This window comes from Cupriavidus sp. IK-TO18, from assembly GCF_015549295.1.
GTDB lineage: Bacteria > Pseudomonadota > Gammaproteobacteria > Burkholderiales > Burkholderiaceae > Cupriavidus > Cupriavidus oxalaticus_A.
Map to the genome: position 1 here is coordinate 1 of NZ_JADGMP010000013.1, position 25094 is coordinate 25094.

At 69.2% G+C, this 25094-nt stretch carries 24 protein-coding genes and 1 pseudogene; 10 read left to right on the forward strand and 15 right to left on the reverse strand.

Going from position 1 to position 25094, the window contains the following annotated elements; translation table 11 throughout:
- Window positions 1-137 precede the first annotated feature (137 nt).
- Window positions 138-407, forward strand: a complete 270-nt coding sequence (locus tag IPF36_RS11535) for a GIY-YIG nuclease family protein (RefSeq protein WP_063241085.1) — start codon at window positions 138-140, stop codon at window positions 405-407.
- 50 nt (window positions 408-457) lie between these two features.
- On the opposite strand, the gene IPF36_RS11540 is transcribed toward IPF36_RS11535, so the two are convergent.
- Together IPF36_RS11540 and IPF36_RS11545 are read right to left on the reverse strand one after the other, a co-directional pair.
- Window positions 458-880: an organic hydroperoxide resistance protein gene (locus IPF36_RS11540; RefSeq protein ID WP_133097912.1), complete on the reverse strand. Its 423-nt coding sequence runs from the start codon at window positions 878-880 to the stop codon at window positions 458-460.
- Between the two features lie 33 nt (window positions 881-913).
- Window positions 914-1402, reverse strand: a complete 489-nt coding sequence (locus tag IPF36_RS11545) for a MarR family winged helix-turn-helix transcriptional regulator (RefSeq protein ID WP_195428005.1) — start codon at window positions 1400-1402, stop codon at window positions 914-916.
- Between the two features lie 170 nt (window positions 1403-1572).
- Between IPF36_RS11545 and IPF36_RS11550 the strand changes: the two genes are divergently transcribed.
- Together IPF36_RS11550 and IPF36_RS11555 are read left to right on the forward strand one after the other, a co-directional pair.
- Window positions 1573-3042: a DegQ family serine endoprotease gene (locus IPF36_RS11550; protein WP_135703445.1), complete on the forward strand. Its 1470-nt coding sequence runs from the start codon at window positions 1573-1575 to the stop codon at window positions 3040-3042.
- A gap of 235 nt (window positions 3043-3277) precedes the next feature.
- Window positions 3278-3610, forward strand: coding sequence for a hypothetical protein (locus tag IPF36_RS11555; protein WP_133097915.1), 333 nt, complete (start codon window positions 3278-3280; stop codon window positions 3608-3610).
- 351 nt (window positions 3611-3961) lie between these two features.
- Here the strand turns inward: IPF36_RS11555 and IPF36_RS11560 are convergent.
- From IPF36_RS11560 to IPF36_RS11580, 5 genes and pseudogenes are all read right to left on the reverse strand, one after another.
- Window positions 3962-4353 (reverse strand): annotated as a pseudogene (locus tag IPF36_RS11560) (MFS transporter); the annotation flags it as partial.
- Window positions 4350-4820, reverse strand: coding sequence for a MarR family winged helix-turn-helix transcriptional regulator (locus tag IPF36_RS11565; protein WP_135703446.1), 471 nt, complete (start codon window positions 4818-4820; stop codon window positions 4350-4352). The gene IPF36_RS11565 and the pseudogene IPF36_RS11560, both read right to left, overlap by 4 nt.
- Window positions 4821-4851: 31 nt before the next feature.
- Window positions 4852-6825, reverse strand: a complete 1974-nt coding sequence (locus IPF36_RS11570) for a DUF3488 and DUF4129 domain-containing transglutaminase family protein (RefSeq protein ID WP_195428006.1) — start codon at window positions 6823-6825, stop codon at window positions 4852-4854.
- Complete coding sequence (locus IPF36_RS11575) at window positions 6822-7889, reverse strand: DUF58 domain-containing protein (protein WP_135703448.1); 1068 nt, start codon at window positions 7887-7889, stop codon at window positions 6822-6824. The genes IPF36_RS11570 and IPF36_RS11575 overlap by 4 nt, the downstream gene beginning before the upstream one ends.
- 5 nt (window positions 7890-7894) lie before the next feature.
- Window positions 7895-8821 carry a MoxR family ATPase gene (locus tag IPF36_RS11580; RefSeq protein WP_135703449.1) on the reverse strand — a complete coding sequence of 309 codons (927 nt, stop codon included), beginning with the start codon at window positions 8819-8821 and terminating at the stop codon, window positions 7895-7897.
- A gap of 250 nt (window positions 8822-9071) precedes the next feature.
- Here IPF36_RS11580 and IPF36_RS11585 point away from each other — a divergent pair, with 250 nt between their 5' ends.
- Window positions 9072-9932 carry a phytanoyl-CoA dioxygenase family protein gene (locus IPF36_RS11585; RefSeq protein ID WP_135703450.1) on the forward strand — a complete coding sequence of 287 codons (861 nt, stop codon included), beginning with the start codon at window positions 9072-9074 and terminating at the stop codon, window positions 9930-9932.
- 30 nt (window positions 9933-9962) lie between these two features.
- On the opposite strand, the gene IPF36_RS11590 is transcribed toward IPF36_RS11585, so the two are convergent.
- Together IPF36_RS11590 and IPF36_RS11595 are read right to left on the reverse strand one after the other, a co-directional pair.
- A complete protein-coding gene (locus IPF36_RS11590) occupies window positions 9963-10799 on the reverse strand; it encodes an IclR family transcriptional regulator (RefSeq protein WP_133097921.1) in 837 nt (278 codons plus the stop codon).
- 203 nt (window positions 10800-11002) lie between these two features.
- Window positions 11003-12625, reverse strand: a complete 1623-nt coding sequence (locus tag IPF36_RS11595; RefSeq protein WP_195428007.1) for an MFS transporter — start codon at window positions 12623-12625, stop codon at window positions 11003-11005.
- A gap of 60 nt (window positions 12626-12685) precedes the next feature.
- Here IPF36_RS11595 and IPF36_RS11600 point away from each other — a divergent pair, with 60 nt between their 5' ends.
- Window positions 12686-13705: a LysR family transcriptional regulator gene (locus IPF36_RS11600; protein WP_133097923.1), complete on the forward strand. Its 1020-nt coding sequence runs from the start codon at window positions 12686-12688 to the stop codon at window positions 13703-13705.
- Window positions 13706-13759: 54 nt separating this feature from the next.
- Here the strand turns inward: IPF36_RS11600 and IPF36_RS11605 are convergent, their stop codons facing one another.
- Window positions 13760-14053, reverse strand: coding sequence for a hypothetical protein (locus IPF36_RS11605; RefSeq protein WP_135703452.1), 294 nt, complete (start codon window positions 14051-14053; stop codon window positions 13760-13762).
- Between the two features lie 160 nt (window positions 14054-14213).
- Window positions 14214-14777: a YggT family protein gene (locus IPF36_RS11610; protein WP_133097925.1), complete on the reverse strand. Its 564-nt coding sequence runs from the start codon at window positions 14775-14777 to the stop codon at window positions 14214-14216.
- Between the two features lie 211 nt (window positions 14778-14988).
- Here IPF36_RS11610 and IPF36_RS11615 point away from each other — a divergent pair, with 211 nt between their 5' ends.
- Together IPF36_RS11615 and IPF36_RS11620 are read left to right on the forward strand one after the other, a co-directional pair.
- Window positions 14989-15447, forward strand: coding sequence for a MarR family winged helix-turn-helix transcriptional regulator (locus IPF36_RS11615; RefSeq protein WP_133097926.1), 459 nt, complete (start codon window positions 14989-14991; stop codon window positions 15445-15447).
- A gap of 163 nt (window positions 15448-15610) precedes the next feature.
- Complete coding sequence (locus tag IPF36_RS11620) at window positions 15611-16312, forward strand: glycine zipper 2TM domain-containing protein (RefSeq protein WP_135703453.1); 702 nt, start codon at window positions 15611-15613, stop codon at window positions 16310-16312.
- 31 nt (window positions 16313-16343) lie between these two features.
- Here IPF36_RS11620 and IPF36_RS11625 read toward each other — a convergent pair whose 3' ends face one another.
- The 3 genes from IPF36_RS11625 to IPF36_RS11635 all read right to left on the reverse strand — a co-directional run bounded on the left by IPF36_RS11625 (window position 16344) and on the right by IPF36_RS11635 (window position 19566).
- Window positions 16344-17891 (reverse strand): acyl-CoA synthetase, encoded by a 1548-nt coding sequence (locus tag IPF36_RS11625; RefSeq protein WP_195428008.1) that lies wholly within the window; start codon window positions 17889-17891, stop codon window positions 16344-16346.
- Between the two features lie 121 nt (window positions 17892-18012).
- Window positions 18013-18723 carry a dienelactone hydrolase family protein gene (locus tag IPF36_RS11630; protein WP_195428009.1) on the reverse strand — a complete coding sequence of 237 codons (711 nt, stop codon included), beginning with the start codon at window positions 18721-18723 and terminating at the stop codon, window positions 18013-18015.
- Between the two features lie 147 nt (window positions 18724-18870).
- The gene (locus IPF36_RS11635) at window positions 18871-19566 is read right to left on the reverse strand and encodes a phospholipase D family protein (protein ID WP_133097930.1); all 696 of its coding nucleotides are present in this window, start codon (window positions 19564-19566) and stop codon (window positions 18871-18873) included.
- 232 nt (window positions 19567-19798) lie between these two features.
- On the opposite strand from IPF36_RS11635, the gene IPF36_RS11640 reads away from it, so the two are divergent.
- The 3 genes from IPF36_RS11640 (at window position 19799) to IPF36_RS11650 (ending at window position 24607) form a co-directional block, all read left to right on the forward strand.
- The gene (locus IPF36_RS11640) at window positions 19799-20005 is read left to right on the forward strand and encodes a dodecin (RefSeq protein ID WP_029048440.1); all 207 of its coding nucleotides are present in this window, start codon (window positions 19799-19801) and stop codon (window positions 20003-20005) included.
- 394 nt (window positions 20006-20399) lie between these two features.
- Window positions 20400-21548 (forward strand): exonuclease SbcCD subunit D, encoded by a 1149-nt coding sequence (locus IPF36_RS11645; protein WP_195428010.1) that lies wholly within the window; start codon window positions 20400-20402, stop codon window positions 21546-21548.
- Complete coding sequence (locus IPF36_RS11650) at window positions 21545-24607, forward strand: AAA family ATPase (RefSeq protein ID WP_195428011.1); 3063 nt, start codon at window positions 21545-21547, stop codon at window positions 24605-24607. The genes IPF36_RS11645 and IPF36_RS11650 overlap by 4 nt, the downstream gene beginning before the upstream one ends.
- A gap of 42 nt (window positions 24608-24649) precedes the next feature.
- Here IPF36_RS11650 and IPF36_RS11655 read toward each other — a convergent pair whose 3' ends face one another.
- On the reverse strand, window positions 24650-24889 hold the full coding sequence (locus IPF36_RS11655) for a hypothetical protein (protein ID WP_135703458.1): 240 nt from the start codon (window positions 24887-24889) through the stop codon (window positions 24650-24652).
- Window positions 24890-25094 lie beyond the last annotated feature (205 nt).

The following is a 25094-nucleotide window of genomic DNA, read 5'->3' on the forward strand; positions in this document are numbered from 1 at the left end:
ATTACCCGTGTGAAAGTAGGTCATCGCCAGGCTCTTATTGTGCAAAACCCCTCGACAGCATGTGCTGCGAGGGGTTTTTGCTTTTTGCGGCTTCGAGTTTATCAGCGGTTTATCGGCTCGCTTAGACCTTTCATTCCATGTCAGACGACTGCGCCTGGTATCTCTACCTGCTCGAATGCACCGGTGACTCGATCTATACCGGGATCACCACCGACGTCGATCGGCGCTTTGCGGAGCATCTGTCGGGAAAGGGGGCCAAATATACGCGTTCGCGCAAGCCCATCCGGGTCATGGTGCGGCTTCGTTTTGAAACCAAATCGGAAGCATTGAAGGCGGAAATCGAGATCAAGCGGATGAGTGCGGCGCAGAAGCGCGCGTTCTGTGCGCAGCACGAAGACCCAAAATAAAAACGGCCAGGACCGCTAGGCGATCCTGGCCGTTTTGTCTGGGCGCGGAATCAGACGACCGTCAGCGTCACGTCGATATTGCCGCGGGTGGCATTCGAATACGGGCAAACCTGGTGAGCCTGCTCCACCAGTTTCTCCGCCGCTTCGCGTTCGAAGCCCGGCAGCGAAATCTTCAGCTCGACCTGGATGCCGAAACCTTGCGGAATCGGCCCGATGCCGACGGCGCCTTCGATCGAAGCCTCTGCCGGTACATTGATTTTTTGCTGGCCGGCCACGTACCGGATCGCGCCCAGGAAGCAGGCCGAGTAGCCAGCGGCAAACAGCTGTTCCGGGTTCAGGCCGTTGCCGGCGCCGCCCATTTCCTTGGGCACTGCCAGCTTGACGTCGAGTTGGCTATCGGAGGTTGTGGCCCGGCCATCGCGGCCGCCGGTTGCTTTGGCATGGGCGGTATAAACGACTTTTTCGAGTTTCATTTAAGGCTCCGTTTGGTTGCCCGCAGGGGCGTATCAAGGCTTGCCGTCGTGCGGCGGTGGGAAATCGGTACGCGCTGCTTCCAGCGTGGACCGCAGTGCATGCAGGCGCTGCGTCAGGGCCTGGATTTCTTCGACCGGGCACTGCGTGGCGCACAACATCTGTTCAGGAATACGTTCGGCTGCATCGCGCAGGGCCCGACCGGCCTCGGTCACGCGCACCAGTACCCGGCGCTCGTCGCCGGTATCGCGGTTGCGGGTAACCAGGCCGGTGGCTTCCAGCCGCTTCAACAACGGTGTCAGCGTGCCGGAATCCAGCGCAAGGCGACCACCCAGTTCCGATACCGTCAGCGTTTCAGTCTCCCACAATACAAGCATCACCAGGTATTGCGGATAAGTGAGTCCAAGCTCACCAAGCATGGGCTTGTACAGCTTGGTCATCGCAAGCGACGTCGAATACAGGGCAAAGCATAGTTGCCGATCGAGCAGCAGCCAATTCGAGGTGTCATCGTTGTTGCGTTCCATGCCGATATATTATACGCAATTGAATTGTGTGCAACATAAATTTGTCACCTGCGCTAAAAGTGATAATCAAGGCACTCGTAACCTTAAGCCTGTTTTAAGTCTCGGTCGTTAGCATGATCCCGTCGCGTCGCAAAGTGCCGACGCCAGATCTTCTACGTAAGGACCCTGACATGATTCGCCAGACCATTGCTCGCACGGCCGTCGGTATTGCGGCCCTCGCCGCCCTGGGCGGCGGGTATGCCTACCTGCAGAAGGAAGTCGTCACGCCCGGATACGCTGCTCCCATGCCGACGCCCCTCGCAGCCACGCAGCCAGCGGCCGCCGTGGCCACGCCGGCGGACTTCTCCGGCATCGTTGCGCAATATGGACCCGCCGTGGTCAATATCAGCGTGACCGCGCGCGCCCAACGCACCGCCGCGCAGATGCCGCCCGGGATCGATCCCGACGATCCGCTGTTCCAGTTCTTCAAGCGCTTCGGCCCTCAGTTCCAGGGCCCGCAAGGTGGCCAGCAGCAACTGGTGCGCGGCCTGGGCTCCGGCTTTATCGTCAGCCCTGACGGCCTGATCCTGACCAATGCGCACGTCGTCGACGGCGCGCAGGAGGTGACCGTCAAGCTCACCGACCGTCGCGAATTCAAGGCCAAGGTATTGGGCACGGATCCGCAGACCGATGTGGCGGTGATCCGCATCGATGCCAAGAACCTGCCGACGGTTCGCTTGGGCGATCCCTCGCAGGTGCGCGTCGGCGAGCCCGTGCTGGCCATCGGTTCGCCGTACGGCTTCGAGAACACCGTGACTGCCGGCATCGTCAGCGCCAAGTCGCGCTCGCTGCCTGACGATACCTACGTGCCGTTCATCCAGACCGACGTGGCCGTCAACCCGGGCAACTCGGGCGGCCCGCTGTTCAACCAGCGTGGCGAGGTGATCGGCATCAACGCGCAGATCTACAGCCAGACCGGTGGCTACCAGGGCTTGTCGTTCGCGATCCCGATAGACGTGGCCACCAAGGTCCAGCAGCAGCTGGTGGCGACCGGCAAGGTCACGCGCGGCCGCCTCGGCATCAGCGTGCAGGAAGTCAACCAGGCGCTGGCGCAATCGTTCGGCTTGTCCAAGCCGACCGGCGCGCTGGTCAACTCGGTCGAGCCGGACAGTCCCGCAGCGCGAGCCGGCCTGAAGCCGGGCGACGTGATCGTGCAGCTGGGCAACGACGTGATCGACCATTCGGGCGACCTGCCCGAGCATGTGGCCGACCTCAAGCCCGGCACGCAAAGCTCGCTGAAGATCATCCGCAAGGGCGAGCCGATGACCTTGTCGGTGAAAATCGGCACGGCCAAGGACCAGGCGGTGGCGCAGAAGGGCGGCACCAACGAGGCCAGCGGCCGGCTCGGGCTGGCGGTGCGTCCGCTGTCGCCGGCAGAAAAGCGCGACAGCGGCATCGAAGGCGGCCTGGTGGTCGAAGGCGTGGCCGGGCCAGCGGCGCGGGTTGGCATCCAGCCGGGCGACGTGATCCTGTCGCTCAACGGCACGCCGATCACTTCGGCCGAGCAGCTGAAAGCGCTGGTGGCAAAGTCCGGCAAGCAGGTGGCGCTGCTGGTGCAGCGCGACGATGCCCGCATCTTTATTCCGCTCGATATCGGCTGACACCGGGCGCGCCGGCGCTACCCGCTAATCGTTAACAGACAAGGCTTTTGGGTTAACGCGGGCCGTATACCTCGACCGGTATACGGCCCGCTAAGCCTTATGGGAAGCGGCATTCCGCACAACCAATTACTTACAGAAGGCGCGCCAACAGGTATTATCTCGACTGCGATGCACGAAGCATGCGGCGGTAGCCCCCGCCGGCCCTGGTTCTGCTGAATCGACAAAAAGGAAGTCTATGCAGTTGGATTTCACCCGCGCCACAACGCCGGGTACCGATAGAGCGCGGCGACTGGCGTCAACGACGTCGGCGGCCGGCTCCGCGCCGAAGCCCCGGCGGCGCAAGAAAGTAGTCGCCCCGCATTGGGAGCGCGGCTATCGCTCGCATTTCTACCGCAATGAACGCGGCGACAAGCTTGGCGAGGTGCGCCTGTCCGAGCGCGGCGAAGTTCCCGTGGTCTACCACTGGGCCGCAGGCAATTACTCGGGCGCCGAAGGATCGCTGGCCCACGCACGCGCGCGCGTCGAAGAAACCATCGGTTTCGGCATGCGCCAGCTGTCGCTGTTCTGAGCAGGTATTTCGCCGCTGCCGCCTCTGCCGGCACTGCGACCCGTCCGCGCCATCATCCGCTGCGCGGCGACTCCGCACCTCCCCGATTCATTCGCCCTGCAGTCAATCCAGCGTTCCGCCACTGACGGCGGGAAAATGCGCGCGTTTCAGGCCAGACGCCGCTGCGCCAGCATGAAACGCCGCCGCGCCAAGCGCGAGCACCGCAATCAACCGGTAGATATCCTCGCAGGCAATCAGCCTGGCCTGTTGCTCGACCATCGCTGCGAGTTGCGCCAGTGCTCCCTGGTGTGCCTGTGCCATGTCGAAGCCGCGCGCGGACAGCGCCGCCTGCACCGACGCCCCCCATTGCTGCACGCCCTGGACAAAACGCGCCGCCACATCTGCGCCAGCGTATGGCCGGTGGCCGCAGCAAGCGTACCGGCCATGAACAGCAGCAGGGCGCCGGTCAGCTAATAGCGGTACCCAAACCGGCGCAACAGCCACCGCTGCTTGAGGATCATCAGCATGCTGCCGACGGCGTAGGCCGCCTGCACCGGGGCAAAGGTGCGCGGATCGGCGCCGATGCCGCCGACGATATGGCTCGACGCGAACACGAACATGATGTTCTCGAGGAACTCCACGCCGGTGGCCAGCGCCAGCAGCATCATCAGCAGCGTCTGGCGCTGGCGGTGGCTGAGCCAGCGCAGCCAGCGCATGTCGACGCGCAGCCGCGACAGCGGCCGCCAGGATGTGCCGGCCGTCATGGCTGCAGGGCTTGCAGGGTCCGGTGCAACTGCGTCAGCGCGCGGGTGGCACCGGCGAGGCCGCTCGCGCCCACCGGTGCCCAGGCCTCGCCGTAGGCGGCGTGGACCACCGGCGCGGCCCGCTCCAGCAGGCGCCGTCCGGCCGCGGTCAGGGTCAGTTCCAGTCCGCGGCGGTCCTGCGCCGACGCCTGGCGGCGCAGCAGGCCCCGCGCTTCGAGCCCGTCCAGCAGCCGCGTCATCTGCGTGCGGGTGACGTCCAGTGTCGTACCCAACTCGGACGCCATGCTGGGCTGGCCTTCGTCGGCCGACAGCATGCTCATCACCAGGTACTGGTTCATGTCCAGCTCAAAGGGGGCGAGCGCCTGGTCGATATGCGCGCGCAGCAGCAAGCGCGAGGCCAGGATCAGGTCGCGCGGCGCTTCGGGATGGTTGGCGCAATAGCGATCTATGCGGGCTTCGAAACTCATGGCGGGCAGCAATCCGTTGGCGACGGATTGATTACCGACGCAGCGCGCCCGCGATGTCCCGCGTACCCGCCCGCATGCGCTCCGCCGCCTGCCGCACGTGAGCCGGATCGGCATTGCCATAGCGTTGCCCGATGTAGGCCGCGGCAACCGCCGCGATGGCTGCGGCCGCCTGCGGCAGTCGGGTGCTGGCGCGTGCGGCGAAGTCCTGGGGACCTTCGGCCGGCGCGCGCGCGCAGCCGTGCCGGGCCAACAGTTCGCAGAAGCGGTCGTAGGCTGCGTCAAGCGGATCGGCCCGCTCCCGGCGCCGCCACAGCGGCACCAGTGCGAGCAGGCACAGCACCCCGAGCGCGCCGGCCAGCAGCTGCCCGGCACTGGCGCCCGTGCCGAGGGTGGCCAGCAGGCGCGCCTGTTGCGCGTGGTCGTACTGCAGCACCCAGCGCTGCCAGCGGTAGACCATGCCCTCGTAGGCCCAACGGACATCCTGCAGCCAGCCCGGCTGGTGCGCCGGGCGCCAGGCCGCGGCCTCGGCGCCAAGGACGGCGTCCAGGCCCCGCTCGATCCGGCTGGGCGCGACCGCGCTGGTGGGATCGACGCGCACCCAGCCGCGGCCGTCGAGCCAGACTTCGGCCCAGGCGTGGGCGTCGGACTGGCGCACCACGTAGTGGCCGCCGATGGGGTTGTATTCGCCGCCCTGGTAGCCAGTGACGACCCGTGCCGGCACGCCGCCGGCGCGCATCAGGAAGACGAAGCTGCTGGCGTAGTGTTCGCAGAAGCCGCGCCGGGTGTCGAACACAAAGCTGTCGACCTGCTCCGCGCCGAGCTGTGGCGGGCTAAGCGTGTAGGCAAACGGCGCGGCGGCGAACAGGCGCAGTGCCGCCTGCACGCGTGCGGCGGGATCGGCGTGCTGCGCGGCCCATGTTGACGCCAGCGCGCGGGCGCGCGGGTTGCCTGCGGGCAGGGCCAGCGCCAGCCGGCGCGTGGCGGCATCCAGCGCCTCCGGTGCCGGCGTGAGCGTCGATCGCGCCTGGTAGCGGATGCGCTGGTCCACCGGCCGGCGCGACAGGAATTCGCCATCTGGCGTGACGGCGGCGTCGGCGGATGGCGACAGGGCCTGTCCGCGGTCCAGCACCAGCAGCCAGTGCTGCGAACTGGGCTCGAGCGTGATGCTGTAGTCGACTCCACGCCCAGCCACTGCCATCGCAGGTGCGGGCGCCTGCGCGTGCAGGCGCTGCCGCGCCGGACGCCAGGTGGTGCCGTCGTACTCCCACAGCACCAGCGCGCGCCAGTACAGCGCCGCGGCAGGCAGCGGCGGGCCGGCGACTTCAGCGCGCAGCGCCAGCGCCGGCGAGCGGATCAGCTGGCCGACGCTGCCTGGCCGCATGGTATCGCTGAGGCCGGTGGTGCCGGTGGGCGCGGACTGCGGCAGCTGCCACAGCGGATGCTCCAGCCGCGGGAACAGCACGAACATGGCCACCGCCCACGGCAGGCCGAGCAGCGCCATGCGGCTCAGCATCGGCCAGATCGCCAGCCGGCTGCGCGCCTCCGGGTGGTGCAGCAGCAGCCAGTTGCGCAACACCCAGGCGCCGATGGCCAGGCTGTACAGCGCCAGCCAGAAAGGCTGGTCCGACAGGTACAGCGTCAGTATCAGGTAGAAGGACAACTGCGTCACCAGCGTGGCATCGCCGAGCGCGCGGCACTCGAGCAGCTTGAGGATGACGAACGCACCCAGCAGCGCCACCGCCAGCTCGCGCCCCACGCCGCCGCCGGCCTGCCAGGCCAGCGCACTGGCCACCAGCAGCACCAGCAGCGCGGTGGTGCCGAGCATCCAGCGCGACGGCAGCGGCGCGCGCCGGCGCCACAGCAGCCAGCGCCAGCCCAGCAGCAGCAACAACAGCAGGCTGACCGACACCGGCAAGGTCCGCGCCTGCGGCGCCAGCACCAGCGCCAGCTGGCCGAGCAGCATGCCGTGGTCTTCATGCCGCAGCGGCCTTGCCACGGCGTTCATCGGCGGGCTCCGGGCCGCGTTGGATGCTGCGGCCACAACGCCAGCGCTTCAAGACAGGCGCGCCGATGGCTTGCGCCGCATGCGGGCGGCAATTCGAGGCCCGGCAGGCGCAGGCCGATTTCCGCATCGTCCGGCGCGGCCAGCAGCCAGGCGCACAGCCGCGACAGCCGCGCTTCGGCGTCCATGCCCGCGGGCATCGCCTGCCAGTCGAGCCAGCGCGCCGGGCGCTGCGGTGGATCGCCGCTGCGGCTCAGCCATCGGCCGGTGCGCGCGCTGTGCTTCCACGCGATCCGGTGCAGCGGGTCGCCGCTGCGGTAGCGCCGCAGCTGGTCGATGCCGTCGTCGCCCGGAACGGATGACGCGGCAGGTCCCGCGTCATCCGCGCCAGGGCGATACGCGGCGGGCGGGGGCGGTGCATTAACTTCCGGCGCCGGGTAGACCAGCGTCGACAGCGGCAGGTCCGCATGGCTCCAGACGCGGAACAGCCCGAATGGGAAGCGGCTGCTGATCACCACGCGCGGCAGCGCCAGCCGTCCGCGCCGCGGCGCCGGCACGTGCAGCGCAAGCGTGCCGCTGGCGTGGCCGTCCAGCGTCAGCGTGGCCGGCACGACTTCTGGCAGCGCCGGCACGCGCGCCTCGATGCCGATGCGCGCGCCGGCGTCGGCGTTGTCGACGCGCAGCGCAAACACCGCGAGCTGGCCGGCATGCACCGGCGCCACCGTGCCCGCGCTCACCGCCAGTTCGAGCAGGTTGCGGTAGGCCAGCCACATGCATGACATGCCGATGCCGGCCAGCAGGAAGGTCAGCGCGAAGCCCAGGCTGATGTTGTAGTTGAGCGAAGTCAGCAGCATCGCGCCGAGCAGCACGGCAAAGCCGATGCCGCCCCGCGCGGGAAGGATATAGAGATGGCGCCGGTCCAGCCGCACGGTGCCGCCGGACGGCCGGCGCGCGGCAATGCGCTGGCGGAAGAGCCTGACGGACGCGAACAGGCCTGGCCAGGGCAGGCGATGGTGTGCGGCCGCGTTCCGGTTGTCGTGCGGCGCCGCCAGCGGATCGCTCGCCATGGGCGTCAGGGAATGGCCACGCCGGCAAGCAGCGCCGCCAGCTCGCCGTCCACCGCCGCGGGGCTGCCGCCGCCCGCCGGCAGCAGCCGGTGCGCGGCAACGGCGGCAAAGACCGCCTGCACATCCTCGGGCAGCACCAGTTCGCGCTGCGCCAGCAGGGCCCGTGCGCGCGCGCAGGCCAGCAGCGCCAGCCCGGCGCGCGGCGACAGGCCGGCGGCAAAGCCGCTGTGGCGCCGCGTGGCCTGCACCAGTGCCAGCACATAATCGACCAGCGCGGGGCTGGCGTACACCTGCGCGGCGGCCTGCTGCAGGGCCAGCACCTGCGCGGCATCCATGACCGGCGTGGCTTCCGCCGCGCTGGCGCCGCCGAGGTACAGCACGCGCTCGAAGGCGGGATCGGGATAGCCCAGCGACACGCGCATGGTGAAGCGGTCGAGCTGCGATTCAGGCAGCGCATGGGTGCCCAGCTGCTCCAGCGGATTCTGCGTGGCGATCACGAAGAACGGTTCCGGCAGCGCGTGCGTGGTGCCGTCATGGGTCACCTGCCGCTCGGCCATGGCTTCGAGCAGGGCGCTCTGGGTTTTGGGCGGCGCCCGGTTGATCTCGTCGGCCAGCACTACCTGCGCGAACACCGGGCCGCGATGGAAGCGGAATTCGCCCGCATCGCGCACGAACACCGAGACGCCGATCAGGTCCGCCGGCAGCAGGTCGCTGGTGAACTGCACGCGCTGGTACTGCAGCCCGAGCGTACGCGCCAGCGCATGCGCGAGCGTGGTCTTGCCCACGCCGGGCACGTCTTCCAGCAGCAGGTGGCCTCCCGCCAGCATGCAGGCCAGCGCCAGCCGGACCTGCTGCGGCTTGCCAAGGACGATGCGGCCCAGCTGGGCCTGGGCCTCGGCCAGCGAAGCGACGATGCGTGGGCGAGCAGTCACGTTGGACCTCGGCGCAAGGGAGTTGGAAGGGAGCCGGACCGGCGGCAAAAACGGGGACGCAGTGCAGCGCATTGTAGCGGCGTGCGCGGCACGCGGCACCGTCTGTTTCCGAACGGAGACACCCCGGGCCGGCGGCGATGCACCCGGATGGCGCACAGGCTGCGCCAGTTTGCGCGGGTTCTGGCATCATGAGCCTGTCGGGCCACCGCCGGCCCAACCGTATTTCTTTCTCCTTCCGCTGCCCGCTGCAATGACTGCCTCGCTGGACCCCTCCGCCGACCTCCGTGCCGACCTCCGTGCCGACCTCCCTGCGGCTGCCGTGCTGACCCCCGGCGCCGCCGATTCCGACGCGCTGCTGCGCCTGGCGCAGGCCTTCCATGCCAACGGCTTCGTGATCCTGCGCGGCTTCGGGAGCGAGGCAGACTGCGCCGCGCTGGAAGCGGTGGCGCGCAGGCACCTGGCGGCGGTGGTGCCACCGGTGGAGTTCGAGGCCGACCTGGGCTATCCCGGCGCCCCGGCCGCGCGCGACGCCGCCGGCGGCGGCACCGTCAGGCGGCTGCGCCAGGCCTACGGCCGCGACGAAGTGTTCCACGACTGGGCTACCGCTCCGAAGCTGGTGTCGGTGGTGCAGGCGCTGCTGGGCGAACCCGCGTGCCTGACGCTGGCGCACCACAACTGCGTGATGACCAAGCACCCGCACTACGGCAGCCAGACCGGCTGGCACCGCGATACGCGCTATTGGTCGTTTGCCAAGCCCGAGCTGGTGACGGTCTGGCTGGCGCTGGGCGACGAGGATGAAAGCAACGGCGTGCTGCGCGTCATTCCGGGCTCGCACCGCGCGGCGCTGGAGCCGGGCCAGCTGGATCCCGCGGAATTCCTGATCGAGGCGCATCCCGCCAGCCAGCCGCTGCTGCAGGCGGCGCGGCCGCTCGCGCTGCACCGCGGCGACGTGCTGTTCTTCGACAGCCGGCTGTTCCACGCGGCGGGCCGCAATGCCTCCAACGCGGTCAAGCTGTCGGTTGCCTTTGCGTACTTCGGCGCCAGCAACCGGCCGCTGGACGGCACGCGTTCGGCCGAGTTCGGCAGCGTGGCGCTGCCGGTGGCCGGCTGAGGCAGCCGGCGCGGGTGGTGGGGCCGGCCTTCAGGTACGCAGCCCGACCAGCCCTGAAATTTTTTCCGAAGCTTCGAGCAGCGGCGGCAGGAAGCGCTCCAGCATTTCCTGCGCGCTGGTGCGATTGGCCTGGCCGCTGATATTGATCGCGGCGATGGTCTGGCCGGCGCGGTTGCGGATCGGCGCCGCCAGCGACACCAGTCCCTCTTCCAGCTCCTGGTCGTTCAACGCCCAGCCGCGCGTGCGGATATCGGCGACGATGGTCTTCAGCGCTTCGATGTCAGTCACGGTGCGGCTGGTGCGCGCGCGCAGTTCGCTGGCGCGCAGCACGGCGTCCAGCTCGGCTTCGTTCAGCCCTGCCATCAGCACGCGGCCCATCGACGAGCAATACGCCGGCAGCCGGCTGCCGATCGACAGGTTGATGGTCATGATCTTGCGCGCCGGCACGCGCAGCACGTAGACGATCTCGGTCCCGTCCAGCACGGAGATCGAGCAGCTTTCATGCACCTGCTGCGACAGTGTCTCCATGATCGGCTCGGCCAGGTTCCAGAACGGCATCGAGGTCAGGTAGGCAAAGCCGAGGTCGAGGATCTTGGGCGTCAGCCGGAACAGCCGCCCGTCCGCCTGCACATAGCCCAGTCCCACCAGTGTCAGCAGGATGCGGCGCGCGCCCGCGCGCGTCAGGCCGCTGGCCTGGGCGATTTCCGTCAGCGTCTGTGCCGGGTGCTGGGCATTGAAGGCACGGATGACCGACAGCCCGCGTGCAAAGGACTGCACATAGCTGTCGCTTGGCTTCTCGGGCGCGGCGGCGCTGCCTGCGCCCTGGGGCGTCTGCGCGTCGCGGGGGGAGTCGGTGGAACTGGCCATCGGTGTAGCACCGGCGCGGGTCGCCGGATTGGCACGGAAAGGCCGAAAGGGTAGAGGAAATGCCGGCACAACGCCAGTGCCGGCCCCCATGGCTCACCACCAGCGGGGGATGGCGGCATGGCCCCGGCGGCGCCCGTTCGGAACGCCGCCGCCATGCTGTCTCCTGCACCGCCTCCCTTGTTATCGGGGGCTGGAGAGGCGTCTTAGCGGAAGCTGCGCTGCACCAGCACGAACACCGCGCCAAGCACACAGATCACCGCGAAGCCATGCAGCATGTCCATACCTGCCAGCAGCGTGGCCTGCCGGTCGATTTCCAGCGAGATCTTCGCCAGCCCGGAGGCCGACAGCGCATCCGGCGATTGCAGCGCCGGGTTGAAGCGCGTGACCTGCTCGACCAGGTGGGTGCGGTGCTCGGCCAGCCCGTCCTGCATGAACACGCTGGCCAGGCCGGTGCCCACGGCCGAGGCAATCTGCTTGCACACGTTCTTGAACTGGTAGGCGTGCGAGAAATCCTCGACCGGCACCTCCAGGTAGGTCATCGATGCCACCTGCACCATCAGCAGCACCGGCGTCAGCCCTTCCAGCAGCACCACCGGCACCAGCGCATAGTCGGGGGCGCCCGGCATCAGCTGGTGCGAAAACAGCATCGCGGCGCAGGCATAGAAGACAAAGCCAAGCGCGATCACGCGCCGCTTGCGGAATACCAGCGCCATGCCCAGCGTGATGGCCACGGCGCCGATGGTCGCCACCGCGCCGCTGGTTGCCAGCAGCATGCAGGTGGTGCGGAAGGTCAGGCCCAGGCCGGTCTGCGTCAGCGACGGCAGCAGGAAGGCCCATGCCGACGACATCAGGTAATACAGCGTGTAGAAGCCCAGCCCGTAGAGATACTGGCGCCCGGCCAGCCGCGACAGGTCGATCCACGGGTCGGGATGGCGGTACAGGCGCCAGCCGGCGAAGGCAAACAGCGCCAGCCCGCACAGCGCCGCCAGCGGCATTTCCAGCGAACTGAAGAAGCGCGTGTAGCGCATTTCCTGCAGCGTATGCAGGATCACCAGCGCGCCGGCCGCGGCGGCGATCGCGGCGGGCCAGTCCAGCGTCGACACCGGCGGATGCCGGTCGCGCGGCGCGCGCGTGGGGTAGGTCAGCGCCACCGACAGCAGCACCGGCAAGGCAATGCCGGCCTGGAACAGGAACACCGCGCGCCAGCCGATATCGTCGAGGAACATGCTGGTCAGCCACGGCGCGAGCGCCAGCATCGAGAACGCGCCGCCGCCGAAGCGCAGCATTAGCGCGCCGCGTTCGGCCGGCGTCGACACCAGCTGCACCAGGATGCGCGAGGCCGCGAACAGGCCCCCGGCGCCCAGGCCCTGCACCGCCTTGCCGGAGATGAGCCCGGTGGGGGTGGCAAATTCGGCACAGATCAGCGAACCCAGGATGAACACCACCAGCGACACCAGCGTAAAGCGCTTGTACGTGATGCGGCGCGCGACCTGGTCGAGCACCATGTTCATCAGCACCGCGGTGGCGGCATAAGCCGAGACCGCGTACAGGTAGTCTTCCGGCGCGGCGCCGACGGCGCCCTGGATATGCTGGCTGGCCACGCCCATCATCAACGTGGAAGAAAAGTCGATGCCGGTGACCAGGCCGAGCGTCAGGCCGAACAATGAAAGACGCCAGTGACCCATTTCGGGGTGACTGGTGAGTTGCATGCGGGGGTGTGCTGGGGCGGAGGCCGGTGTCGTAGCGGGGGCGAGGGCTGCCGGGACTGATGTTGCCAGCGCTGGGGCTGAGCCGTCCGGTGCAGCCGGGACAGGCGTTTGTTGCATCGCTCAAGCATAATGTCGCCTGCCGCCGAGAACTACAGGCTGTCAGGGAAACATTGTCCGGTGAATCAAACAATTCAATGGAACGACTGGGAAGCGTTCTGCTGCGTCGTCGAGCAGGGAACGTTCACGGCCGCGGCGGAGCAGCTCGATTGCCCCAAGTCGCGCGTCTCGGCCGCGGTCGCGCGGCTGGAAACCGCCATCGGCGCCAAGCTGCTGGAGCGCACCACGCGGCGCATGCGCCTCACCGATGCCGGCAAGGCGGTCTATCGCGACGTGGCGCCGCTGTTCGCGCGGCTGCGCGAGATCCGCCAGGAAACGCTGGCGCGCGAGGAGCGCGTGCAGGGCGTGCTGCGCATCGCCACACCTTATGAATTTGGCGCCCAGCAACTGGGCGGGGTGATCTGCCGTACACTCGTCGCGCATCCGGCGCTGGATGTGGCGGTCGAGATCACGCAGGGACTGGTCGACCCGATCCGCGACGGGTTTGACGTGGCGTTCGTCATCGTCGATGCCGACCTGCCCGACTCCGGCACGGTGGCCCGCCGCATCTACCACGTCGAGCGCGGGCTGTTCGCCGCGCCGTCGCTGGCGGACAGCCTGCCGGCGCAGCTGCGCCCGGAAGACCTGGCCAACATGCCGACGCTGACCACGCCGGGCGACACGGTGTGGGAATTCACCCGCGACGGCGAGACCGTCTCTGTGCCGATCCGCCCGCGCATGCAGACCTTCAACGCCGAGCTGCGCCTGCAGGGCGCGCTGGCGGGCCTCGGCATCGCGCGCCTGTCGGTGAACTACTGCGAGGCCGAGATCGCGCAGGGCCGCCTGGTGCGGGTGCTGCCGGATTTCCCGCTGCCGCCGCTGCGCGTGTTCGCGCTGCTGCCGGACCGGCGCCTGCAACCGCGCAAGGTGCGCGTGTTCATGGAAGCGATCGAGTCGATGATGGTGTCGGAGCTGGGGCCCGAGCCAGGCCTGGAAGGGATCGAGCCCGGCGAGTGGGCGAGGGAGGGCGCTGGGCCCGAAGACGACGCGCAGGCGGACGGAAGCGGCCTGGCACAGGGAGAGGCCCGCCCTGCGGGTTGAGGACGCCGGCGGGCCACCACGGCGCAAGGCCGTGGCAAGGGAAAACGCGCAGACTCAGGCGCCTTCGGTGAAGCTGTCGCGACGGCCGGTGATGGCGGCGCCGTCGGTGAACGGATCGACCTTGCCTTGCCTGGCACCGTCGGTGAACGGATCGGCGCGGCCGTTCCGGAAGGCATATCGAGCGCCGTCCAGGAAAGGATCGGCCTTGCTGGCGTGGGCGATGCCGCCGTCGAGGCGCGCAATATCGGAAACGGGTTCAGAGGCGTGCGCGGCAGCGGCGGCAAACGACAGGCCGGCCGCGCACAGCAGCGAAAGCGCCAGGTTGCGGGGTTGTGCGAGGGTCTTCATGGTGTGGTCCTTCTTGGCAGGGTGCGTGGCTGCAGCGCCACGTTGCCTGTAATGTAGGACTTCACACTAAGCAGAAAAAGCGTCAATTCTCGAAACACTGTCCAGACATCTGGACAATGCGCCGGCCAGTGCCCGGCCCCATCGCAGCGGCCTGCGGTCCTCAAAAATGCATGTTGAACACGCTCGCGCCCAGCCTGGCGACCACCATCAGCAGGATCTGCGCGATCACGAACAGCACCAGCGGCGAGACATCGAAGCCCCCGAGGCGGGGCACCACGCGCTGGATCGGGCGCAGCACCGGCGCGGTCAGGTGGTCGATGGCGGGCGTGATCGGCGAATGCGGGTTGACCCACGACAGGATCGCCATCAGCAGCGTGACCCACATCACCAGGCTGATCGCCCACTTCAGCACATAGAGCAACGCGGTCAGCAGCACCGCCGGCAGGAACGCCAGCAGGTCGGCGCCGCTGAGCAGCGCGACCAGCAGCAGGAACACGACCGCCGTCAGCCAGGCCGCCACCACCGTGGCCCAGTCGATGCCGCCCACGCCCGGAATGATCCGGCGCAGCGGCCGCACCAGCCAGTCGGTGATCTGGAACACGCCCTGCGAGACCGGGTTGCGCGTCGGCAGCCGCGTCAGCTGCATCCAGACGCGCAGCAGCAGGGCCATGCCGAACAAGGTAAAGATGGTATCCAGCAGGAAGAGGGCGATTTCCGTAAACATCGATGCGGTTTCCGGTGGGGTTAGGGTGTCTGCAACCGCACAGATTCTGCCATAGCCCGGCGTCACGTCGGCACATCCGGGTCGCGTGCCTGTGGCGCGTCCAACATGCCGGCGCCGCCCTATAATTGCGAGCGCCCGCGGCCGCACTGCGCCGGCGGCGGGCACGTCCCCGTTTTTTTTTGCGCCTTGCGCCGTTCTTCCGTCTCGTCCTATGCCCAGCAAGCCAGCCTCGTCCCGCAACCCTGCGCCGCTCAACAAGGCGGATTTCGAGGCGCTCTCGGACTTCCGCTACCAGCTGCGGCGCTTCCTGCGGTTTTCCGAGGATGCGGCGCGCGAGGAAGGGCTGACCGTGCAGCAGTACCTGCTGCTGCTGCATATCCGCGGCAGCGCCGACAAGGAGTGGGCCTCGATCGGCGAGCTGGCCGAACGACTGCAGGCCAAGCAGCACGGCGTGGTGGCGCTGGTCAACCGCTGCGAGGCGGCCGGACTGGTCAAGCGCCGCCTCAATCCCGAGGACCGGCGCGTGGTGCAGGTGCACCTGCTGGCCAAGGGCGAGCGCAGCCTGAACCGGCTGGCGATGCTGCACCGGACCGAGCTGGAATCGCTGCGCAACACCTTCCGCGTGGCACGCATCACGCAGTTCAACGACGACGGCGCCGAGCGCGGCTGAGCCTGCCAGCCGAGCGCCAACCGGGTGCCAACCGGGTGCCACGGATCCGGTTACAGGCGGTTACCAATCAAAAGCTCCGGTGACACCCGCCGCCCGCGCGCGGCCCTAGACTCGCGCGCATTCATCACCATCATCAATAAGCGCAGTGCGCAGGAGTCGAGCCATGTCCATCCCCTTTCGTTCGGTTGTGCTTGCGGTGCTGGGCGCCGGTGCGCTCGCCGGGTGTGCCACGCCGTATGGCTATGACAACGGCTATGGCGGGGGGTATGGCAGCGGCTACGGCAGCTACGGCACCAATACCGCCTATGGCGGCAGCTATGGTGGAAGCTATGGCGGCAACTACGGCACCAGCGGCACCACCATCAGCGGCTACCCGGCGCAGCAGGGCTATCCCCAGCAGGGCTACCCTCAACAGCAATATCCGCAGCAAGGCTATCCGCAACAGGGGTATCCGCAGCAGCAATATCCGGACGGCGGCTACGACAGCAACGGCTATGGCAACAGCAACTACGGCAACCAGGCGTACGGCGTACGCTACGGCTGGGTAGAGGCCATCGAAGTGGTTGCCGGCCAGCCGCCCTCGACCAGCGGCGCGGGCGCGGTGGTCGGCGGCATCGTCGGTGGCTTGCTCGGCCACCAGGTCGGCGGCGGCCGCGGCAATACGGTAGCGACCATCGGCGGCGCCGTGGTAGGCGCGGTGGCCGGCAACGAGGTCGAGAAGCGCACCGGCACCAGCGCGTCGGCCTACCGCGTGCGCGTGCGCACCAGCGACAACGCCTACCTGACGCTGACGCAGTCCAACGCCTACCAGATGCGCATCGGCGACCGCGTCAAGGTCGAGAACGGCGTGGCGGTACCGTACTGACCGATGCCGATGCGATGGCGCTCCCGGCCGGCTAGGCTTCGGTGCTGAACAGCTGCGCGTAATCCGTGCGCAGCTGGCGCTTGAGCAGCTTGCCGGCCGTATTGCGCGGCAGGTCGTCGACGAACACGATGCGCTTGGGCACCTTGAACGGCGCCAGCGCTTCGCGCGCATGCGCGATCAGCGCCTCTTCGCTGGCCTCCTGGCCGCGCTTGCGCACCACGCACGCGGCCACTGCCTCGACCCACTTCGGATGCGGCAGCGCGAACACCGCCGCTTCGGCCACCGCGCCATGCGTGTACAGGCACTCCTCCACTTCCCGGCTCGAGACCAGCACGCCGCCTGAATTGATCACGTCCTTGATCCGGTCGACCACGTACAGGTAGCCCTCGGCATCCATGTAGCCGAGGTCGCCGGAATGGAACCAGCCGCCGGCAAATGCTTCGGCGGTCTGCTCCGGCTTGTCCCAGTACCCGGTCAGCAGTTGCGGCGAGCGGTGCACGATCTCGCCGAGCTCGCCGGGAGGGACGTCCTGCATGGTCTCGTCGACGATGCGCGTCTCGACATTCAGCACCGGCCGTCCTGCCGACGCGGGCCGCGCCGCATGCTCGTCGGGGCCCAGCACTGTCGCCAGCGGCCCGATTTCGCTCTGCCCGTAGCAGTTGTAGAAGCGCAGCGCCGGCAGCTTCTGCTGCAACTCCAGCAGCACCGGCACCGGCATGATCGATGCCCCGTAGTAGGCCTTGACCAGCGCGCCGAGCCTGGCGGGCTCGAACTCGGCATGGCGCAGCAGCGAGATCCAGACCGTGGGCGGGGCAAAGAAGCTGGTGATGCCTTCCGCGTGGATGGTGCGCAGGCAGTAGCCCGCCTCGGGGCTGTCGGCGATCAGCGTGGTGCCGCCGCACAGCAGCAGCGGCATCAGGAACACGTGCATCTGCGCCGAGTGGTACAGCGGCAGCGCTGCCAGCGAATAGTCCGTGGCGCGGATGTCGCAGGCGTCAATCGTGCTGACATACTCGGCCAGCAGCGCGCGGTGGGTCAGCACCGCGCCCTTGGGTGCGGAGGTCGTGCCGGAGGTGTACAGGATCTGCGCCGGCGTGGTGTCGGCGAGGCTGTCGAGTATTGGTGCTTCGGGCCCGCTGGCTGCCGCGGCGAGGATATCGCGCGCACTGCCGCCGCCATGCAGCGTGCCGCCGATGCGGCACGGCAGGCCTTCGATGCGCGCCGCCAGTACCGGGTCGGCAAAGATCGCGCTGGCGCCCGACTGCGTCACGAGGTATTCCACCTCCGCTCGCGTCATCGAGAAGTTGACCGGCACATGGACCAGGCCGCTGCGCAGGCAGGCCAGCCACAGCAGCACGTACGCATCCGAGTTCTTGCCAAAGGCCGCGACCCGGTCGCCGGGGCGCAGGCCCCATCGTGCCAGCGCGCCGGCCACGCGCGCGGCGGCGAGGTCGAGTTCGCGGTAGCTCCAGGCCCGCTCGCCGAAGCGGAGCGCGGTCTTGGCGGGACTGCGCCGCACCGCGCGGGCGATGGCGTCGGGGATGGTGTTGCGCAGGGCGCGCTGCTGCTCTGACTGCATGGTGGTCTCCGTCGTTATGGTTTGAGGGTCCAGCAAGTCTTTGAAGCCAAGCGCCGAGGATAAGGGCTGCCGCCTCGCCCTGGCAAGGCGGCGCAGGGGGCGAGCGCCCCCGGGTGGCCTGTTACAGCGTCTGCGCCAAGAAGGCCAGCGCGCGCCCGTGTGCCAGCGCGGCACTGGGCTGGTGGTACGAGGCCCGCGCCCAGCAGTTGAAGCCGTGGTCGGCGTTGCCGTAGACGTGGATCTCGGTGCCGGGTTTGCCGGCCACCGCGTCGCGCACGCTCAGCACGGCCTCGGGCGGGATGTGCGCGTCGAGCGCGCCGTAGTGGAACTGCACCGGCACGCGGATGTTCGCCGCTTCCTGCAGCTGGTTCTGGATGCCGCCGCCATAGTACGGCACCGCCGCGTCGACGAGCCCGCGCGCCGCGCTCAGGTACGACAGCAGGCCGCCGAAGCAGTAGCCCACCGCTGCGACCTTGCCGGCGCCGGTACGCTGGCGCAGCGCCTGCACGGTGGCGGCGATGTCGCCCATCGCGGCTTCGATGTCGACCGCCTGGCGCAGCGCCAGCGCACGCGTCATGTCGTCGCCGGCGTAGCCCAGTTCGACGCGCGGCGCGTCGCGCCAGAACACGTCGGGCGCCAGCACGGCATAGCCGTCGGCGGCGTACTGGTCAGCCACCGCGCGGATGTGTTCGTTCACGCCGAAGATTTCCTGCAGCAGCACGATGCCGGGCGCGCCGGGCCGGATGCCCGCCGGCGGCAGGCTGAGGTAGGCGTCGAAGCTGCCCGCGTCGCTGTCGACGCGGATCCATTGGCTGTCGGGAATGGCTGTCATGGCAAAGGCTCTCCGGAATGGCTCACTAGGTAGGCGGAACGCGCGGCGGGTCGGCGGAATGCGCGGCGCGTGCCGCGCGCCAGCCGCAAGTTTGCCACCGCGCGCGCCGTCGTGCCGGCGCTGCCGTTTGCCGGGTCAGGGAAGCGCTCAATATGCGCGCGATTGCCGGTAGCGCTTGTGCCAGTTGTCCGTATAGGCCTTCACCACCGCCGCATCGCCGCGGATCAGCATGCCGTTCTCGGCATTGCGCTCCTGCGCCGACTTGGTGAAGTTGAACGAGCCGGTGAACACTGCCTGTTCGTCAAACACCATCACTTTGTTGTGCGCGATCGCGGGCTTGTTGTCGATCACCACCGGCACGCCCGCGTGCTTGAGATAGGTGGCGCTGGTATAGCGCTCCGACTGCTGGCTCTTGTCGAGGATCACGCGCACGTCCACGCCGCGCCGGTGCGCCTGCGCCACGGCCTCGGCGATCGGTGCGCTGGTGAACGAATAAGCCTGGATCAGCAGCTGCCGGCGCGTGCTGCGGATGGCATTGACCAGCAGCGCCTGGCAGCTCGCACCGTCGGGCACGAAGCACAGCGTGTAGCCGCTGCCCTGCGCGAACGCCTTGCTCGGCGCGGGGCTGGCCTCGGGCGGCTGCGCCGGCTTGCCGGACCGCGAAGGCAGGTGCTTCGCTACCGCTTCGCTGAAGGTGTCGCTGATGCTGTTGGTGATGGACTCGGTGACCTGGTCGAAGCCGGACGCCGAACGCGCATGCGCGATCAGGGCGAAGGGGCTGAACGAGGTGAAGGCCGATACGGCGGCGGCGAGGGCAAGGCCCAGTACGGTACGGCGGAACATTCGGTAAGTCAGGGCGCGTAGGTCGCGACGTTTATGCTGGCTTCGGTCAGGGACAGCCTGCGCGCGCGGCGCGGGCTGTGGTGCGCGGGACCGCAGCGTAGCAGCCGCATACGCCACTGGCAAAGGGCGATGTGTAACAGGATATGCGCCGGCGGCACCGGCCTTGGGACTATCGGCGCATGGCGCCTATGATGGATGGAACCCCGCGGGCCTGCCCGCCAAGGAGAGGGACATGTCGAACCATACCTACAAGCTGGTCGAAATCGTCGGCTCTTCGCCGGATGGCTGCGATGCGGCGATCCGCAGCGCCATCGCCAAGGCTGGCGAAACCATCAAGAACATCGACTGGTTCGAAGTGGTGGAAACGCGCGGCCATATCGAGAACGGCAAGATCGCTCATTTCCAGGTCACGCTGAAGGTCGGCTTCCGCGTGACCTGAGCCCGGCGCGCTCGCGGCTTGCGCCGCGTATCGTTCCTGCTTCGGACTGCTTGGCCTCCTGCATTTACAGAGCGGCCGGCGGCGGCCCGTTCGCCGCGGTCAACTGCGGCGCAATCCCCGACGGGCGCATGCCCGCGCGGTCAACGATCAAGGCAGGCGGATTTCCTTCACGTCGAAGTGCGATTCGCCGATCAGCTCCGTGTCGTACTCGCCGACCAGCTCCACCGTGGTGCTGGCGTCGACGGGCTTCTACGCCGGCCACACCTTCTGCTTGGTCTTCACGGATGATGCGCCGGCGCGGCTGAACCGTCGCTGAACGGTCATGCAGGCACCGCGACGATTTATCATGCTGGGTTCGCGCGCCACATGCGCGCAAAATCCACCGGATCCCAGATTGCGTTTCCTGCACACCGCCGACTGGCATCTCGGCCGGCTCTTCCATGCCCGCAGCCTGCTGGAAGACCAGGCCCATATCCTTGGCCAGTTCGTTGAACTGGTCAAAGCCGAACGACCCGACGCCGTGCTGATCGCCGGCGACGTCTATGACCGCGCCGTGCCACCGCCCGAGGCCGTGGCGCTGCTCGACGACGTGCTGGGCCGCATCGTCGTCGATGCCGGCGTTCCGGTGGTGATGATCGCCGGTAACCATGACAGCGCGCAGCGGCTGGAATTTGGCGCGCGCCTGATGCGCGCGCAGGGCCTGCACGTGGCCGGCCGCACGCTGGCCGAGGCCGCCAGCGTGACGCTGCAGGACGCGCACGGCGAAGTGCGCGTCTACGCGCTGCCCTATGCCGAGCCCGCGGTGGTGCGCGACGCCATGGGCGCCGATCTGCCCTCGCACGAAGCCGCGCTGCGCGCGCAGCTCGACGCGATCCGCGCGGTCCATCCCCCGGGCGTGCGCGCGGTGGTGGTGGGCCATGCCTTCGTGGTCGGCGGCGCGGCCAGCGAATCGGAGCGGCCGCTGTCGGTCGGCGGCAGCGGCGCCGTGGCGGCCGACCTCTTCGCCGGTTTCGACCTGGTCGCGCTGGGCCACCTGCACCGGCCGCAGACGCTTGGCGGGGGCCGCATCCATTACGCCGGCTCGCTGCTCAAGTACTCGCTGTCCGAATGCGCGCACGACAAGTCGGTGTCGCGCATCGAGCTGGATGGCGATGGCACCGTCTCGATCACGCCGGTGCCGCTGCAGCCGCTGCGCGACGTGCGCGTGGTGGAAGGCGAACTGGCCGCGCTGCTTGCCGCTGGCGCAGATGACCCGCAGCGCGACGACTATATCCACGCGCGCCTGACCGATGCCGGCGCGCTGCTCGACCCCATGGCCAAGCTGCGCCAGGTCTACCCCAATGCGCTGGCGATCGAGCGCGCGGTGCTGGCGCGCAGCGGCACGGCCTCGGAAGCGGGCCGCCAGCTGCGCCAGCTTGGCACCGGCGAGCTGTTTGCCAGCTTTTTCCGCGAGGTGGCCGATGCCGAGCTGGAGCCGGGCCACCGCGAGGTGCTGGACCATGTGCTGGCCGGCATGGCGGCGACGGAGCGGGAGTCGGCATGAGACCTCTGCACCTGACCCTGCAGGCCTTCGGGCCGTTTGCCGCGACCGAGCAGGTCGATTTCACGCGGCTCGGCAACCAGGCCTTCTTCCTGATCCACGGCCCCACCGGCGCCGGCAAGACCACGCTGCTCGACGCCATCTGCTTTGCGCTGTATGGCGATACCTCCGGCGGCGAGCGCAGTGCGCAGGCCATGCGCAGCGCCAACGCCGCGCCGGGACTGCGCACCGAGGTCACGCTGGAATTCAGCCTGGGCGCGCAACGCTGGCGCGTGGTGCGCTCGCCCGCGCAGGAGCGGCCCAAGCAGCGCGGCGAGGGCTGGCTGACGGAGCCGGCCAAGGCGCAGCTCGACCAGCATGACGGCAATGGCTGGGTCAGCAAGGCTGGCCAGCCGGGCAAGGTCAGCGATGCCATCCGCGAGCTGCTCGGCTTCGACAGCGCGCAGTTCCGCCAGGTCATCGTGCTGCCGCAAGGGCGCTTCCGCGAACTGCTGACCGCCAGTTCGCAGGCGCGGCAGGCGATCCTGGAGCGCTTGTTCCGGACCGAGCTCTATCGCCGCGTGGAAGAACTGCTGAAGACGCAGGCGGCCGGCATCCGCCGCGATGCCGAGCGCATCGGCATCCAGCGCGACGAAGCGCTGCGGCAGGCCGGCATGGAGAGCGCGCAGGCGCTTGCCGACGGCATCGCCGCGCTGCAGGCGGAAATGCATGCGCTGCAGGCACAGGAGCAGGTCGCACGCCAGGCGCTGGCCGCTGCGCAGGCGGCGCTGGGCGCGGGCGAACAGGTCGCGGCGCGGCTGCAGGAGCGCCAGCAGGCCGAAGCCGCGCACACGGCGTTGCTGGCACAGCAACCCGTGATGGAGGCCGAACGCATGCGGCTGCAGGCGGCGCAGCGGGCGGCACGCGTCAACCCGGCATTGCAGCAGTGGCAGCTCGCGCAGCGGGACCTCACTGCGGCCGGGACCGCGCTTGAGCAGGCCGAAGCGGGCGCGGCACGCACCACGCAGCAGGCGGCGCAGGCCGCCGCCGCATTGCAGGCCGAGACCGGCCGTGCCGGATTGCGCTCGGCCGCGCAGCGGCGCTGCGCGGAACTGGACGCCATGCTGCCGCGCGCGCGCCAGCTCGGCACGCTGCGCGAGGCCCTGGAGGCGGCACAGCAGAAGCAAGCCGCCACCGCCGCGGCGCGCGAGCGTGCCGCCGCCAGGCTGGCGGCGAGCCAGGCCGAGGCCGTGGCGGCGGAGGCCGCGCTCGGGCAGGCACAGCTGGCTGCCGCGCAGCTGCAAGGCACGCAACTGCAGCTCGCCGCGCTGCAGGAAAAGTCGCGGCAATTCAGCCGTCACGCGCAGGCGATGCAGGCGCTCGCCAATGCCGTCGCGCAGGCAGCCGACGTGGAAGCGGCGCTGCAACTGGCCGACCGCATGCGCGAACGCCGCCGTGCCGCGCTGGCCGAAGCCGAAGCCGCGTGGCGCGCCGGCCAGGCGGCCCGGCTGGCGGCGTTGCTCGCCACCGGCGAGGCGTGTCCGGTATGCGGCAGCAGTGCGCATCCCACGCCGGCGCAGCATGTCGAGACACCGCTGTCCGATGAGGCGCTGGAGCAGGCGCGCGGCGCCATGCTCGAGGCCGAGTCGCAGGCGGTGCGTTGCGCCGGCCAGCTACAAGCCGCGCAGGCCGCCAGCTTGCAGGCGCGCGAGCGCGCCGAGGAACTCGCGCAGGCCCTGGGCGATGTCTCGGAGGAGGCCGCGCGCCAGCTGAAGACAGACATGGCAACGCTGGAAGCCGCGCTGGCAGCAGGCCAGCAGGCAGCGGCCAGCGTTGGCCAGTGCGAAGCCGCCATCGCCGCCAGCCGCGCCGCGCGCGAAGCGGCGGAGCTCGCCGGCCGCGAAGCCGCCGCCGCAGCGGAAACGGCTTCGCAAGCGCTGGCGCAGTGCCAGGTCGAATGGCAGGTTGCCTGCGCGCAGGTCCCCGAAGACTCGCGCGATCCGGTGGCGCTGGCCGAAGCCCTGCGCCAGGCCCAGGCCGATGCCGCGGCGCTGGAGCACGCGCTCGCCACCGCGCAGGCGGCGGAACGGCAGGCAGCCACCGATGCCGCCGCCGCGCAGGCCGCGCTCGGCTCGGCCCGGCAGGCCCAGGCGCAAGCCGCCGCGCGCCTTGCCGAGTCGGAAGGCGCGCTGGCGCAAGCGTTGGCGCGTGAAGGTCTTGCCGATGCACGGGCGCATGCCGCGGCCAGCCTGCCCGATGCCGAGATGGCGCGTATCGACCAGGCGCTGCGTGCATTCGATATGGAGCTGGTCTCCGCCGCCCGGCTGCGCGAGCGCGCCGACGCCGCCGCGCAAGGGCTCGGCGTGCCGGACCTGGACGGATTGCGCGCCGCCGGGCAGGCCGCCGCCGACGCAGTCGAAGCCCTGGTCCGGCAACAGGCGGATCGCGGCCGCGCGCGCGACACGCTGCAGCAATGCCAGTTGCGCCTGCAGCAGCTCGACGCGCAGGGCCGCGATATCGAAGCCCGCTATGCGGTGCTGGGCCGGCTGGCCGAGGTGGCCAACGGCAACAACCCGCGCCGCATGACCTTCCAGCGCTTCGTGCTGGCAACGCTGCTTGACGAGGTGCTGGAAGCCGCGTCGGCGCGGCTGCTGGCGATGAGCCGGGGCCGCTATGTGCTGCAGCGCGTGCGCGAGCAGGCCGACCAGCGCAGTGCAGGCGGGCTGGATATTGAAGTGTTCGACCACGACACCGGGGCGCCGCGCCCGGCCAATACGCTGTCGGGCGGCGAAGGCTTCCTGGCGTCGCTGTCGCTGGCTCTTGGCCTGGCCGACGTGGTGCAGTCGCGCGCGGGCGGCATCCAGCTCGATACGCTGTTCGTTGACGAAGGGTTCGGCACGCTGGATCCGGAAAGCCTGGACTTTGCCATCCGCACGCTGCTCGACCTGCAGCAAGCCGGCCGATTGGTAGGGATCATCTCGCACGTGGCAGAACTGCGCGAGCGCATCGACGTGCGTCTGGAAGTGCGGCCGGGGGTTGGCGGCAGCCGCGCCACGCTGAGCGGCGTGGCGGCCGCGGCCTGAGAATATTTGCGTATTTGCCGGCCGGGGTGGCCGGCATGCCGCTCAGCCGACGAACACCTGGCGGCAGCGGATCGCCATGACCTGCGCCTCGAACGCGCGTGCGGCGGCCCGCGCCAGCCGCGCGCGGCGCGACAGCTTGGGCGCAACGCCGAGACCTGTCGCGGACGCGATGCTTCGCTTGTTTTCCTGGCCCAATCCCCACGCCTGCTGCGTAACCTGCAGGATGCGCGCAAGGGCTGCGGCATGTTGCGTGGAGGCATTCGGGACATTGACGGTGGCCATGGTCTGACTCCTCGTTCTTGTCTGTTGCCTGGCGGCGCGCCTGAGCCGGGTGGTCCGGGGGCTGCTGTGCGGGCGCTGCCGTCCTCTGATTCAACGATAGTCCCCGCGACCCCGGCGCAACATCGACAGCGAACCGATTCCCCTGTCGGTTCTGTCCTACACGGGAAGCCGCCGTCACCTCGCGCGGTGATCGCCCACCGTGTGT